This is a genomic window from Leifsonia stereocauli (assembly GCF_038432415.1).
Classification (GTDB): domain Bacteria; phylum Actinomycetota; class Actinomycetes; order Actinomycetales; family Microbacteriaceae; genus Orlajensenia; species Orlajensenia stereocauli.
The window spans coordinates 1,540,931-1,555,008 of sequence record NZ_JBCAUN010000001.1; the positions used below are offsets into that span (position 1 = coordinate 1,540,931).

The following is a 14,078-nucleotide window of genomic DNA, read 5'->3' on the forward strand; positions in this document are numbered from 1 at the left end:
GGTCAGTTTACGCAGTGACGGATGCCGCCCGGTCTCAGCCGGCGACGCCGTTCATGACCAGGACGGCGAGGGCGCCGAGCTGCTCGGCGTCGAGAGTACCCCGGGCTGTCACGAGGTTGACACCGTCGGTGACGTAGAGGGTCTCGCTGGCCGAGCCGTCGGCGTCAGGCACCCTGAGGGCGCGCAGGGCGCCGTCGATGGCCACTGGCGCGGCACCCGTGTCCTGGGACTGCCGGTCGATGACCCACCACCCTCCCGGAAGGATTTCGGTCGTCGCCAGGGCCACACCGTCGCTCTCCTCCCAGTAGCAGGTCTGCTCGCCGGTGGCCGCGACGGCACCCCAGAAACCAGGTCCGGCCTCCTCGGGTTGATTGCCGACCACAGCCTCGAGGTCGAGGCCGATCGGGGTCGTGTCGACACTCTCATCGAGAGCATCACAGTCGGGGGTGTCCGTCCAGGCCCCGTCGAGGTTCGCCGGTACCTCCGCAGCGTGCGCCGCCGCCCTAGTGCCGAGGTCGGCGACGAGTTCGTCGATGGCGTCGGTCGCATCGATGCCGGAGTCCGGCGCCGTGTAGACGACGCCCGCGTACCACCACTCTCCGACCGTCGTGCTGAAGGAACAGGCGTCTTGGTAGCCCGCGTCGAACTCGCCGCCGTAGCAGGCGGGCTCACCGTCACCGGCGTCATCGACGATGTCCTGGCCCGCCGCAGCAACGGGAATGACAGTGACCCATGCGCCGATCCCGTCGGCGGGAGTCCACGCGCAGCGGATGCCACCGAGACTCTGCACCATCCAGTCCGGCATCACGTCACCGGAGTACGGCTCCGCTACGACCGGCCCGCCGATGGCATCCGAGACCTCGGCGTCCGTGGCGACCACCGTGCAGTCGGCCTTGAATGCCGCCCTGGGCATGGCGGGCACCGACACGGCGGGTGCTGCCGTGATCGGGGTCGGTCGCGGTGCCGGTGCCGCCGCCGTCGCCGTCGGCACCGAGGATTCGGCTGACGGAGCACATCCGGCGAGAGTGCCGACGAGGAGCGCGGCGGCGACGCCGGCGACGAGAGACTTCATGATCGTCGACGCTAGCAACGAGAATGGGAGCGGCCGGAGCCGCTCCCGTCACGATCGTGCATCGCCACCACCCCAGAAGGGGTGATGGCGCAGCGTGATTCCCGTCGACTCAGTCGGCGAGGATCAGGTACAGGGCGCGGCGCGCCTCATCGAGCTTCTCGATGGCGGCGGTGCGCTGGGCATCCGTCGCGCCGTGCCGGAACTGGCCGACGACGCCCATGAGACGGCCGACGGTCTCGAAGAGCTCCGTCGCAGACTCGCTCGGGCGCGGAACCGAGGCCCACGCCTTCTCGAGCTCGTCAGTGTTCGCGGCGACGTAGGCGCGTCCCTCGTCGGTCAGGCCGAACTCGGTGCCGCGGCCCTCGCCCTTCGGGACGATCAGTCCCTCGTCGACGAGCTGCTGCAGCGTCGGGTAGACCGAGCCCGGGCTGGCACGCCAGCTGCCGTCGGTCTTCTCGCCGATCGCCTTCATGATGGCGTAGCCGTTCAGGGAGTCGTTCTCGCCGAGGAGCGAGAGGATCGCCGCCCGGACGTCGCCCTTGGGGCGCCGACGACCGCCGCCCGGGCCGCCCCAGGCGCCGGCAGCGCCCCAGGGGCCGAAGCCGCCAGGGCCGAAGCCGGAGCCGCCGCGGTCTCGGCCGCGGGCATCATCGTGGTGGAACCGGGCGCCCTCGTGGAGCTGACGGCCGGTCGTGAATGGGTGTTCGAAATGTTCGCGTTTCATGAGCGCTGACATCCTTTCTCCCGCTGTCGGGACAGGGTGGCTCTGGAAGAGTCGTCGTTGAACTTCAACGATGGGTTAACGATATATCGATGAATGATCTTTGTCAACTCCCATCGATCATGTGAGGTCTCTCATCAGCGCGCGGAGCCGCAGGTCACGATAATTGGCGGATGGAGTCGATCCGGCTGCGCGATGTCGCGCGCTCGGTGCGCATGCGCATCGTCGTGTCGATCCTCGTCGTCACGGCCATCGGGATGACCGTCGCCGGCGTGGTCACGATCTTCGTGCAGCGGGAACGGGTGCTGGCCCAGATCGACACCCGTCTCGCAGGAACAGCCGACGACATCAGGCTCGCCGCGACGACGGGAGATGCCGACGGCGAGCTGCCGTCGAGCGTGCGCGACCTGTTGAACACGGCGATGGCCCGCATCATCCCCGACACCAACGAGAGCACAGTCGGGGTCATCGACGGAGCTGCCGCCCTGGTGCCGGCTGCCGATCTGCCGTTCCGACTCGACGACGACCCTGCGTTCCTCGCCCGCGTGCTCGCCGATGCCCGCAGTGACGAGGCCGTCGTCGGCACCATCGATGCCGACGCCGGGACCCTGCGCTACATCGTCGTTCCGGTGTCGATCGACGGCGACCCGCAGATCGGCCTCTATGTCTCGGCCTACAACGTGAGCGCTGAGCTGGCCGAGGTGCGCGACGCGTTCACCACCTACGCCATCGTCGCGGGAGGAGCCCTCGTCGCGATCGGCCTCGTGGGATGGGTCGTGTCCGGGCGGTTGCTGCGCCCCATCCGTTCCCTGCGCGAGACTGCCGCCCGGATCTCGGTCTCCGACCTCTCGGAGCGCATCCCGGTCTCGGGTACCGACGATGTCACCGACCTCACCCGCACCGTCAACACCATGCTCGACCGCCTCGAGAACAGCTTCCTCAGCCAGCGCCGTCTGCTCGACGACGTGAGCCACGAGCTCAAGACGCCGCTCACCATAGTCCGCGGCCACCTCGAGCTGATGGACGCCGATGAGCCGGACGAGGTGCGGGCCACCCGCGACATCGCCATCGACGAGCTCGATCGCATGGACAACCTCGTCGTCGACATCGGGCTGCTCGTGAAGAGCCGCAATCCGGACTTCGTGCGCGCCTCCCCCACGGACATCGCCGAGCTCACCGAGATGGTGCACCAGAAGGCGTCGATGCTGAGCGGGACCCACGCCTGGCTCCTCGGCGACGTGGCCGAGGTGGAGGCATCCGTCGACGCCGCCCGCCTCACCCAGGGCTGGCTGCAGCTGGCCGACAACGCGGCGAAGTACTCCGCCACCTTCACCCCGATCGAGATCGGCTCGACAGTGGTGACGGATGCAGCGGGCCACCCGGCCGTCGAACTCTGGGTGCTCGACGAGGGCGAGGGCATCGCCGACGATGCGCAGGAGCGCATCTTCGACCGCTTCACCAGGGTGCAGGAGGGCCGGGGAATCGACGGGTCCGGACTCGGCCTCGCGATCGTGGCCGCGATAGCTGAGGCTCACAACGGGTCCGTGCAGCTCGACAGCACTCCCGGCTCCGGATCGAGGTTCGCCATCAGGCTCCCGCTGGCCGAGGGCGACGCACCACCGGCCGAGGTGGACGCAGAGGACGATGAGGTGGGTCCCGCGTTCGCGGAGCTCGACCCAGTACCGCCGCGCTCCGCCGAGGCCGCATCCGTCGCTGCCGTCGACCCGGTTCCGCCGCCCCGTGCCGAGGCCGCATCCGTCGCCGCCGTCGACGACGTGTCGGAGCACCACACGACTCCCCGAGACCACGGCGGCGCCCGGCCCGATGGTGGCGTCGACTTCGACGCCATCATCGGGCCGGGCAAGGGATCCGGGAAGGGGCGTCGCCGATGAGCCGCATCCTGGTGGCCGAGGACGAGCAGCGCATCTCGTCATTCGTCGAGAAGGGACTGCGCGCTGCCGGCTACGACGTCGTGACCGTCGCCGACGGCGAGTCCGCGATCGCCGAGGTGCGGGCCGGCGGCTTCGACCTGGTGCTGCTCGACATCGGGCTGCCCCGCCTCGACGGCTTCGAGGTGCTGCGGCTGCTCAGGGCGGAGGGCATCGGCGTCTCGGTGATCATCCTGACGGCGCGCGACTCCGGCTCGGACACCGTCGCCGGCCTCGAGGGCGGAGCCAACGACTACATGGCCAAGCCGTTCCGCTTCGACGAGCTGCTCGCCCGCATCCGTGCCCGCCTGCGGGATGCGATGCCGACGACGGATGCCCCCCTCGTCGTTGCCGGCGACCTCGAGCTCGACGTGCGCGCCCGGCGGATCACCGTCGGCGGCGTGAGAGTCGAGCTGTCGGCACGGGAGTTCGCGCTCGCCGAGGAGTTCCTGCGCAACCCGAATCGGGTCCTCAGCCGCGACGAACTGCTGCGCACTGTGTGGGGATACGACCACGACCCGGGAACCAACGTCGTCGACGTCTACGTGCGATACCTGCGCAACAAGATCGGGGTCGCCTACTTCGAGACGGTGCGCGGGCTCGGCTATCGCTTCGCTCCTCGGGCGAGCGGCGGTGAACGCGCTGCAGGAGAAGATCGGCAGTGAGCGGTCGCTGACACGGGTGAGGGCCCGACACCGCAACCCGAATGCGATGCCGGACCCTGCGCAGCTCTCCGAGCGGGTCTCGTGGGACCGTGGCTCAGTCGCCGCGCCCATCGCGGCCCGTCGGGCCGCGATCATCGCCGCGGTCATGGACGCCGTCGCGGCCTCCGCGGTCGTCTCGTGCACCGCGATCGGAATCGCGATCTGCATGGTCGGCACTGTCGCGATCCCCGCCACGCTCCCCGTCGCGATCGCCCCGTTCGAGTCGATCGCCGTCACGGTGCCTGTCGATGCCGGTGGAGTCCTCGTCGGTCGTCGGATCGGGAGCCCCCGCCGGGCTTCGGTCGGCCCTCTTGTCGGGCGGCGTCGTCTCATCGCTCGGCGGCACGGCGGCGACCGGCCGCGGCGCTGCAGGTGGGGACGGAGCTTCGGTCACGGGGGCCGCTACCTCGGCATCGCCGACTGGGGCCACCACGTCGCCGCTGCCATCCGGCTGCGCGATCTCTTCGTCATCGACGGGCTCGACGGGCTCGACGGGCTCGACGGCATCGACGGGAACCGGAACGGCCACGACGGGCACGACGACCGATGGGTCATCCTGCGCGGCATCGGGGGTGGGCGTCGGCGTCGGCTCGTCGATGGGCTCCTCGCCCGACACGGCGTCGACGCCGATCGTGTGGGCCGGGGACTCCCCCACCTCGAAGGCGTTCTGCAGCGCGACGACCGCGGCGGACAGGCCGCTCACGACCAGCACGGCGCCGGCGGCGATGGCGACACCCGTAGCCGGCTTGAACACTGGTGGCCTCCTCGTCAGAACGCAGTGCGTCCAGCTTGGAGCGTGCTCGCCGCGCTCGACAAGTCCCCGGGTGGTGAGAGTGTTCTCATGGCCGCGGTAGGACGCGACGAGGTCAGCCGAGGAGCGGAGCGACTAGTTCAGCCGAGGAGCGGAGCGACTAGTTCAGCCGAGGAGCGGAGCGACTAGTTCAGCCGAGGAGCGGAGCGAGTAGTTCGCGAAGCGCGCGCTCGGTCTCATCAGGCGTCAGAGCACCATCGAAACGCAGGATGCGCCAGGTCGTCGCATCGCAGACCGCCACGACCTGAGCCAGTCGAACCCGGCGTGTCTCCTCGTCGGTACCCGAGTCGAGATACCCCTCGAACGCGCGACGGCACCAGTCGACGTGGTAGGCACGACCCCTGCCCACGACCTCGGCGAGTCCGGGAATCTGGGGCGCCTCGGAGTAGGTCTTCAGAATGAGGGCACCGTACTCCTCGTAGTGCGCGACGAGCGCGGTCACGGTGCTCGCCACCGAACCCCGCTCGCCGGCGTCCCGCGCAGCGACGATGCGCCCGAACTCCCGTTCGACAACCGACGTCATGAGTCCGGCCTTGCCGCCGAAACGGCGGATGACGGTCTGAACCGTCACACCGGCGTCGGCCGCCACGTCGTCGAGACGTAGGCGCTCGTAGGGTGTCTCCCGGAGCCGGGCGAGCATGGCGTCCACAATGCGCTCGCCCGTCAGTTCCGCCGATTCCGCCCGGGCCGACATGCGGTACTCCCTCGAGCCGGAGGACTCTCGCAGTTTCATGTGATTCAGGCTAACATCAACTTTCATGTCAATCTCACTCACTCCGAATACCCGTCTCCTGAGTATCCCGACCCGACTCGGCCGCCTGTCCGTGCGCCGCGCCGGCCCCGACGACGGGGCACTCACAGTGCTCTGGTCGTCGATGTTCGTCGACAGTCACACCTGGGACGAGATGCTGCTCCTCCTCCGGGCCCGGCCTGACCGGTCCTTCGTGTTGATCGACCCGCCGGGGCTCGGCCTGAGCGAGCCCCTGAGCCGCCGCAGCACCATCGCCGAGGCAGCCGCCGCCGCCCACGACGCCCTCGACGAACTGGCCGCCGGCCGACCCGTCGATTGGGTGGGCAACGCTTTCGGCGGGCACGTCGGCTACGAGCTCGCAGCCGAGCCCGGAGTGTTGCGTTCACTTGCGGCCATCAGTTCACCCGTGGAGGCCATCTCGCCTCAGCTGCGGCGCAGGATCGAACTGCTCGCCCCACTCTTGCGTCACGTCGGCCCTGTGGGTCCAGTGCGCTCGGCCGTGATCGACGCGATGCTGACCGAACAGTCCGCCGCCGACCCCCGCCTCAGGAAGATCGTCGTCGAGAGCCTGGAGCGCCCGGGGCGGCGCAGCATGAGCTTCGCTCTCCGCTCGTTCATTCTCGATCGGGTCGACGTGTCGCACCTGATGCCGCGCATCCAGGTTCCGAGCCTCTTCGTGGCCTCCGACGACCGCGGCGACTGGAGCCCGGCCGATGCGGAGCGTTCGGCGGCAGCGGCAGGGCCCATGGTCCGCTCGACGACGGTGAGGGACGCACGCACTCTTGTTCCGCTCGAACAGCCCGAGGCCCTGGCCGCCGAGCTGCTCGCGTTCTGGGACGGACTGCCGACGTCCTGAGCGCAGGCAGCTTCTGTGCGCGGGTCGGTGCCGACGCTGGGCCGGCGAGCCCAGAGTCGGGCGTCAGCCCACGGACACGACGGGAGCACCCGTCGAGGTGTCGGTCGCAGGCATCTCGGCGGCGAGGCGGTTCGCCTCGGCGATGAGGGTCGCGACGATCTCCGACTCCGGGACGGTCTTGATGACCTCGCCCTTGACGAAGATCTGGCCCTTGCCGTTGCCGGATGCCACGCCGAGATCGGCCTCGCGGGCCTCCCCCGGTCCGTTCACGACGCAGCCCATGACTGCGACGCGCAGCGGAACGCTCATGCCCTCGAGCCCGTCGGTCACGTCGTTGGCCAGCTTGTAGACGTCGACCTGGGCTCGGCCGCAGCTCGGGCACGAGACGATCTCGAGCTTGCGCTCGCGGAGGTTGAGCGACTGCAGGATCTGCAGCCCCACCTTGACCTCCTCGACCGGCGGCGCGCTCAGCGAGACGCGGATGGTGTCTCCGATGCCCTCGCTCAGCAGGATGCCGAACGCCGTGGCGCTCTTGATCGTGCCCTGGAACGCCGGACCCGCCTCGGTCACTCCGAGGTGCAGTGGCCAGTCGCCGCGCTCGGCGAGAAGACGGTAGGCCTTCACCATGATGATCGGGTCGTTGTGCTTGACCGAGATCTTGAAGTCGTGGAAGTCGTGCTCCTCGAAGAGGCTGGCCTCCCAGACGGCGCTCTCGACGAGGGCCTCAGGGGTCGCCTTTCCGTACTTCTGCAGCAGGCTCGGCTCGAGCGACCCGGCATTGACGCCGATGCGGATCGAGACACCGGCCGCCTTCGCAGCGGCAGCGATCTTGCCGACCTGGTCGTCGAACTTGCGGATGTTTCCCGGGTTCACGCGGACGGCGGCGCATCCGGCGTCGATGGCCTGGAAGACGTAGTTCGGCTGGAAGTGGATGTCGGCGATGACCGGGATCTGGCTCTTCTTGGCGATGATCGGCAGCGCCTCGGCATCGTCACGGCTGGGCACTGCGACGCGCACGATGTCGCAACCCGATGCCGTGAGCTCGGCGATCTGCTGCAGCGTGGCGTTGATGTTCGGGGTCGGAGTCGTGGTCATCGACTGCACGCTCACCTGGGCGTCACCGCCGACGAGCACCTTGCCCACCTTGATCTGGCGGGACTTGCGTCGCGGGGCCAGGACTTCGGGGACTTTGGGCATTCCGAGATTCACAGCGGGCACAGGACGATCCTACGCGGCGCTCGCTGGACACTGGCTCAGCACCGGCCGTCTGCACTGGTGTCGGCGACCGGACACAGCGGAGCCACCGACCACACAGTGCCGATCAGACGCAGCCGTCGGTGTAGAACGGCACCGGAGCGGCAACGGACAGCACGGCGTCGCCGCCGTCCTCGTGCGAGAGCACGACGGCCACCTGGGTGTCCTCGACAGGGTCGTCACCGAGTTCGGCGGCCGGACCAGTGCATCCCGACGGGTTCGCGACCACGTCGGCGGCCGCCGAGACCGTCGCCCAGTCGTCCCCTGCGGCGTAACCCTGGACTGTCGACAGGGCGATCTCCCCATTGTCGGCCGCGTCGAAGTAGACGGCCACGTTCGGCCAGACGAGGCTGCCCGCCAGGCCCTTCTCCGCCCGCATCGCCTCGTCGTACAGGCGCTCGTCGATGGTGAGAGTGCCCCAGACGTGGCGGATTCCGGCTGGCGCATGATTCGTCGCGGCGTAGCTCTCGTCGATGGGATCGGTTCCGAACAGCGCGGTCAGCGTCGCGACGGCATCGGCTGCAGATCCCAGGTAGTCGATCTGGTCCACGACGCTTGCATCCGAGGCCCGCAACTCGAGCGCTGTCGGGCGGGCAACCAGCGCGACGACGACGTCGAGAGGATCGACGGCCGGGACAGGATCGACGGACGTCGGCTCCGGCGTCGTCCGTGCGGGCGCCGGGCTCGGCGTCGTCGACTCGGCGACCGAACCTCCCACCGTGCACCCGACGAGCGCGAGGAGCGAGGAGGCGAGAAGGAAGCCGACGGCCAGTGTTCGTCGTACAGGCATGCGTCATCCTCTGGTCAGTGGACGGCCGGAACCGGTGCATCCGTCGATGAATGATGACAGACCGGCGCGGGTGTGCACGCACATCGGGCTATCGTCGAAGGAGGCCGCACACCGGCCTCACAACGAAGGAGTTGCGATTCATGAGCACGACCCAGGTCGTCATCCTGTCCGGTTCGCGTACCCCGCAGGGCCGGGTGAACGGCCAGTTCGCCGCCCTGTCCGCGGTGCAGCTGGGCACCATCGCCATCCGCGATGCCATCGAGAAGTCCGGCGTCGACGCGAACGACATCGATCAGGTGCTGATGGGCCAGGTGCTCCAGGCCGGTGCCGGCCAGAATCCGGCCAAGCAGAGTGCCGTCGCCGCCGGGATCCCATGGCGGGTGCCGGCCATGACGCTGAACAAGGTCTGCCTCTCGGGGCTCGCCGCCGTCATCGACGCCGCCAGGCTGATCCGCCTGGGTGAGGCATCCGTCGTCGTCGCCGGAGGCCAGGAGTCCATGACGAATGCCCCGCACCTGCTGCCGGGATCCCGCCGCGGCTGGGCTTACGGCGACGTCACGATGATCGACCATGCCGCATTCGACGGGCTGACGGATGCCTTCGACAGGGTGTCGATGGGCGCATCGACCGAGGAGCACAACGGCCCGCTGGCGATCAGTCGCACCGACCAGGACACCGTTGCGGCAGCATCGCACCAGCGCGCCGGAGCCGCCATGGAGGCTGGCGTCTTCGCCGACGAGATCGTCGCCGTCAGCGTTCCACAGCGGAAGGGCGACCCGGTGGTCGTCGCGACGGACGAGGGAGTGCGTCCCACCTCGACGGTCGAGACGCTGGCCGCCCTGCGCCCGGCCTTCTCCTCCACCGGCACCATCACCGCCGGCAACTCCTCCCCGCTCTCCGACGGCGCGAGTGCGCTCGTCGTGGCGAGCCGGGAGTACGCCGAGTCGCACGGTCTCAGCTGGCTCGCCGTGATCGAGGCGTCGGGCCATGTCGCCGGACCGGACAACTCCCTGCACTCCCAGCCGTCCAACGCCATCGCCGCGGCTCTGGCCAGGCAGGGGTGGGATGCATCCGAGCTCGACCTCGTCGAGATCAACGAGGCCTTCGCCGCCGTCGCCGTGCAGTCGACCCGCGACCTCGGCATCGACGCGGAGGTCGTCAACGTGCACGGCGGAGCGATAGCCCTCGGCCACCCGATCGGAGCCTCCGGCGCGCGGCTCGCCCTGCACGCGGCCCACGAGCTGGCACGTCGCGGCTCCGGGCGTGCAGCCGTGGCGTTGTGCGGCGGCGGCGGTCAGGGAGACGCTCTGCTGCTCTCGCGCTGAGGGCGGTCCGGCACCGCCGGGCTCAGGTGAGGTCGCGCATGCGCGCTGCCACGCCCTTGTCGGACCCCTCACGACGCTCGGACCCGACGGCGATCACGAGCAGCACGGCTCCGGCCGTGGCCAGCGTGATCCACCACGGCAGCGACTGGATGTCGCGGCCGAGCTGTACGGCGAACACCAGCACGTTCTCGACCGGGAGCACCACGAGGCCGATGATGAATGGTGCGGCGAGTCTGCGGCGAGCCCCCACGAGGATCGCCACCAGCGCGAGGGCTATCACCAGGATGGCGCGCCACGTCGTCGGGTCCGTCACCGTCGCCATCATCGAGGGGACCAGCAGGACGATCAGTCCGGGGCCGAGCAGGCGCCACGATCCGCTGAAGCCCGTCGGCCAGGCGTTCAGGCGACCGAAGGCCGACGACGATCCGGATGGCGCCGACGCCGCGCCGTCGGCATCCGTCGCCCGATGCCCCATCGCCACGATGCCGGCGAGCAGAAGCCCCAGGGCGAGCGGGATCGAGAAGCCCTCCACACGGAGGATCTCGCGTTCGCTCCAGCCGGCGACGCCCGTGCACCACGCCACGGCCCACAGGAACCAGACCGGCGGCAGCGTCGTCGCGTGCGACTGTGCGCGCACCGCCGTGATCACGACGAGGGCCAGCAGGAGCACGGCGAGGATCCACAGGGTCCAGATCGAGAACGGGTCGTCGCGCACAGCCGTGATGGGGCCCGCGACCAGATAGACGGATGCCGCGGCGTAGACCCAGCGCGATCTGGCGCCAGCACGCACCAGCAGCCACCCCGCCGTCGCGGCGAGCAGGCACGCGGCGACGGCGTACCCGATCACCGTCACCATCAGCGCGGCGTCGGAGATGCCGGGAAGCAGGTCGAACTCGAGACCGTAGCGAATGCCCTGGACGGCACCTGCGCCGGCTGCGGCGATGGCGATGACGGCCACGGGCAGGCCCAGGGCGGCGAGTCGGGTTCTGGGTTCACCGGACGGACGGGTGATGAGGGCCAGGAAGACCAGGAGCGCCGCCGCCGCACCGAAGAGGGCGAGCGTGCGCCAGGGGGCTGCAGCATCGACGCCGGAGCCCGACACGGCCAGCGCCACGAGCGATGGGACGACGGCACTCGCCAGGCCCGTCGTGGCAAGGGGGACGCCGCGTCGGCCTCGAGCCAGGAGGATCGTGCCGACGAGGGCCGCGACCATCGCCGGAGGCAGCACGTAGGGCTCGACGACGTCGACGCCCGCGATGGCCCAGCGGCACCAGAGCGCGCCGGTCCAGGCTGCGGCGGCGATCCACCAGCCGTAGCGACGAACCCATAGTCCGGTGGCAGCGGCGCCGATGCCGATCACGAGCAGCACCACGAAGGCCGTCTCGAGCCCGGCGACGCCGACGAGGGCGATGAGCACGGCGAGGGCGCCGGTGAGCAGGGCCGACCCCTCGATCGCCAGCCTCACCGCGCGAGCTTCGCGCTGCGCCGATCCGGCCCTCTCGAGGGCCGTCTGGATGACGCCGGTGCTGGGCAGAACGGCGGCGACGATGACGGCGATGATCGGCAGGGCGACGGGAGATCCGCTGGTCGGGAGGAAGGCGGCGCAGAGGCACACGACCACCACGGCGAGCGCCGGCACGATCACGGCAGCGGCCACGGCGCGGACGACGACGGTCAGGCCGGGCCGCCGGGTCGTGGTGAGGGCGAAGGCGAGCAGCGCCGTCACCCCGGTGGAGAGGGCGGTCCAGGCGCTCCGCTCCTGCAGTACACCGGCGATTCCGACGAGGAACGGCACGCTGGTCACGATCAGCACCGCATACCAGGTGCCGGCCCGCAGCCACCGCGTGAGGGTCGCCGCGAGCGCTGCCAGGGCGGCCACGGTGGTGGTGAGGCAGAGCACCGGGACGGTGTCGAGGCCGGCGAGGTCGAGGGCCAGGCCGGTCACCACCAGGGCGTAGGCGAACCCGACGCCCATGTGCGCCGGACGGAGCACCACGGGAACAGTGTGGGCGAGCAGCACTGTGAGTACGACGGCCACGGCACCGACAACGACGGCGAGCCGCTGCTCCGGCCAGGACAGCACGACGGCGAGGACGAGCACGGCATGGGCGCCGACGATGCCTGGCAGGCGCAGCGCGAGCCTGGAGTCGCGCACGCGTGGCACGAACAGGAGCACCGCTCCGGCCAGGGCGGCCAGCGCCAACGCCTCGGCCGACCGCGCCCAGGGCTGCAGCTGCGACCAGGCCGGGAACGTCACGACGCCGACGGCGGCGATCCAGCGCGCGGCGACGAGGGGATCTGCCAGGACCCGCCATGGCTCGCCCGGGGAGAGGCGTGCCGCCGCCCAGACGGCGACGCCGACGGCGATGAGGCCGACCACGGCGGCCAGCTGCTCCGTCGCGTAACCGCCGAGGAACGTCCTCCCGAAGACCGCGTAGTCGGACGTACCGGATGTCGCCCCGCCGATGACGGTCGCGACGGCTCCGCCGACCGCGACGGCGAACGCGGGGACGGCGAACAGCAGCGTCGTGACCAGAGCGCCAGTGCGGAGCGCTGTGCAGTTGACGGATGCCGCAATCGGCACGACGCTGACGGCGACGAGCACGAGACCCCCGGCCACGGGCACGAGGGCGGGCCACCAGCGGCCGTCGCCGAAGTCCGGCGCCTGCGCCAGCCCAGCGAGCGCGCCGGCACTCAGCACGCCGGCCAGGGCGCTCCAGAACCCGCGCAGGCCCGAACGGGCACTGAGCATGGCCAGGGCGGCGAGAGCAGCATAGGCGGCGGCGATGCCGACGGCGGTGGCAGCCGACGAGGCATTGCTCACGAAGGCGACCCAGGGCGCCTGGCCCACGACGATGAACACGACGAGCACCTGCAGCACCTGGAGCGAGATCCGATCGGCCTCGAGCGCACTGGAGAAACGTGCACGCAGGCGCCGGACGACCCGGTGCAGCGCGACGGCGGCGAAGCCGACCCCGAGGTGGCCTACGACGGCCCAGACGCCGGCGTTCGCTGCGGCGTCTCCCGTATCCGTTCCCGCGTAGCCGAGGAAGGCAGGCACGACGGCCACGCCCATCAGGCCGACCCAGAGCCAGGTGCGCAGTCGCACGATCGCGGCCACCACGATCATCGTTGCCGACGCCACGAGCAGGCCGAGGGCCGCGAACCACCAGCCGCTCACACTCTCGGGCGCGAGTTCGGAGAACGACCAGACGTCGAGGGCGACGAACACCATGCCGAGGCCGCCGATCGCCTCGGACGAGAACGTGAGGCCGCGCCGGGCCAGCAGCCAGGCTCCCCCGAGGAAGGCGGCAGTGCAGACGGCGATGATGACTGTGCGCGCACCGAAGTCGAGGTCGGGGTTGAGGAACGTGAACACTATCGCCGCGACGGCGACGAGGCCGGCGCCGGCGACGGCGAGAACCGACTGCAGGCTGATCTGGGAGTCGAAGCGGGCCCCGGATGCGACGGCTCGAGGTGCAGCGACGCCAGGTGCGACGGCTGCCGCAGCCGTGGCCGCCACCGCCGGCGGAGCTACAGCAGCGGCGCTCGCGACGGCGCTCACGGCGACGGGCGCCGGCGTCCGCCCTGCGGCCGGCGTGGTCGCGGCATCCGGGATCACGGCGATCGCCGCCGCACGGCGCTCGATGGCGAAAGCGGCCTTCTGCGACCAGTTCCATGCCTCCTGCGCTGCGGCACTGCCGAGGTCTGCCCCGCACGACGGGCACACGGCGACGCCGACGACCGGGGCTCCGCATCGCGGGCAGATCGTCGGGTCGAGCAGGTATCGTGCGGCGTCGTCGCTCCAGGCCATGCCGGCGAGCCTATCGGCGGCGGGTGCCCCCTACCGGCGGCGACACCACTCC

11 protein-coding genes are annotated in these 14,078 nt (G+C 70.4%); 4 read left to right on the forward strand and 7 right to left on the reverse strand.

What is annotated here, in order from left to right:
• Positions 1–34 precede the first annotated feature (34 nt).
• Together AADV74_RS07510 and AADV74_RS07515 are read right to left on the reverse strand one after the other, a co-directional pair.
• On the reverse strand, positions 35–1,072 hold the full coding sequence (locus AADV74_RS07510) for a hypothetical protein (protein WP_342112831.1): 1,038 nt from the start codon (positions 1,070–1,072) through the stop codon (positions 35–37).
• 109 nt (positions 1,073–1,181) lie between these two features.
• Positions 1,182–1,796, reverse strand: a complete 615-nt coding sequence (locus tag AADV74_RS07515) for a PadR family transcriptional regulator (protein WP_342112832.1) — start codon at positions 1,794–1,796, stop codon at positions 1,182–1,184.
• 170 nt (positions 1,797–1,966) lie between these two features.
• Between AADV74_RS07515 and AADV74_RS07520 the strand changes: the two genes are divergently transcribed.
• Together AADV74_RS07520 and AADV74_RS07525 are read left to right on the forward strand one after the other, a co-directional pair.
• Positions 1,967–3,685: a sensor histidine kinase gene (locus tag AADV74_RS07520; protein WP_342112833.1), complete on the forward strand. Its 1,719-nt coding sequence runs from the start codon at positions 1,967–1,969 to the stop codon at positions 3,683–3,685.
• Positions 3,682–4,386 carry a response regulator transcription factor gene (locus tag AADV74_RS07525; RefSeq protein WP_342112834.1) on the forward strand — a complete coding sequence of 235 codons (705 nt, stop codon included), beginning with the start codon at positions 3,682–3,684 and terminating at the stop codon, positions 4,384–4,386. The genes AADV74_RS07520 and AADV74_RS07525 overlap by 4 nt, the downstream gene beginning before the upstream one ends.
• A gap of 94 nt (positions 4,387–4,480) precedes the next feature.
• On the opposite strand, the gene AADV74_RS07530 is transcribed toward AADV74_RS07525, so the two are convergent.
• A complete protein-coding gene (locus AADV74_RS07530; protein WP_342112835.1) occupies positions 4,481–5,179 on the reverse strand; it encodes a hypothetical protein in 699 nt (232 codons plus the stop codon).
• Positions 5,180–5,366: 187 nt separating this feature from the next.
• Complete coding sequence (locus AADV74_RS07535; RefSeq protein ID WP_342112836.1) at positions 5,367–5,969, reverse strand: TetR/AcrR family transcriptional regulator; 603 nt, start codon at positions 5,967–5,969, stop codon at positions 5,367–5,369.
• Positions 5,970–5,994: 25 nt separating this feature from the next.
• Here AADV74_RS07535 and AADV74_RS07540 point away from each other — a divergent pair, with 25 nt between their 5' ends.
• Entirely contained in the window at positions 5,995–6,843 is an 849-nt protein-coding gene (locus AADV74_RS07540) for an alpha/beta fold hydrolase (protein ID WP_342112837.1), read from the forward strand.
• 63 nt (positions 6,844–6,906) lie between these two features.
• Here the strand turns inward: AADV74_RS07540 and ispG are convergent, their stop codons facing one another.
• Together ispG and AADV74_RS07550 are read right to left on the reverse strand one after the other, a co-directional pair.
• On the reverse strand, positions 6,907–8,061 hold the full coding sequence (gene ispG / locus AADV74_RS07545) for a flavodoxin-dependent (E)-4-hydroxy-3-methylbut-2-enyl-diphosphate synthase (RefSeq protein WP_342112838.1): 1,155 nt from the start codon (positions 8,059–8,061) through the stop codon (positions 6,907–6,909).
• 103 nt (positions 8,062–8,164) lie between these two features.
• The gene (locus AADV74_RS07550; RefSeq protein WP_342112839.1) at positions 8,165–8,887 is read right to left on the reverse strand and encodes a hypothetical protein; all 723 of its coding nucleotides are present in this window, start codon (positions 8,885–8,887) and stop codon (positions 8,165–8,167) included.
• A 140-nt stretch (positions 8,888–9,027) separates the two neighbouring features.
• Here AADV74_RS07550 and AADV74_RS07555 point away from each other — a divergent pair, with 140 nt between their 5' ends.
• Positions 9,028–10,212, forward strand: coding sequence for an acetyl-CoA C-acetyltransferase (locus AADV74_RS07555; RefSeq protein WP_342112840.1), 1,185 nt, complete (start codon positions 9,028–9,030; stop codon positions 10,210–10,212).
• A gap of 22 nt (positions 10,213–10,234) precedes the next feature.
• On the opposite strand, the gene AADV74_RS07560 is transcribed toward AADV74_RS07555, so the two are convergent.
• The gene (locus tag AADV74_RS07560) at positions 10,235–14,026 is read right to left on the reverse strand and encodes an SCO7613 C-terminal domain-containing membrane protein (protein WP_342112841.1); all 3,792 of its coding nucleotides are present in this window, start codon (positions 14,024–14,026) and stop codon (positions 10,235–10,237) included.
• Positions 14,027–14,078: the final 52 nt, after the last annotated feature.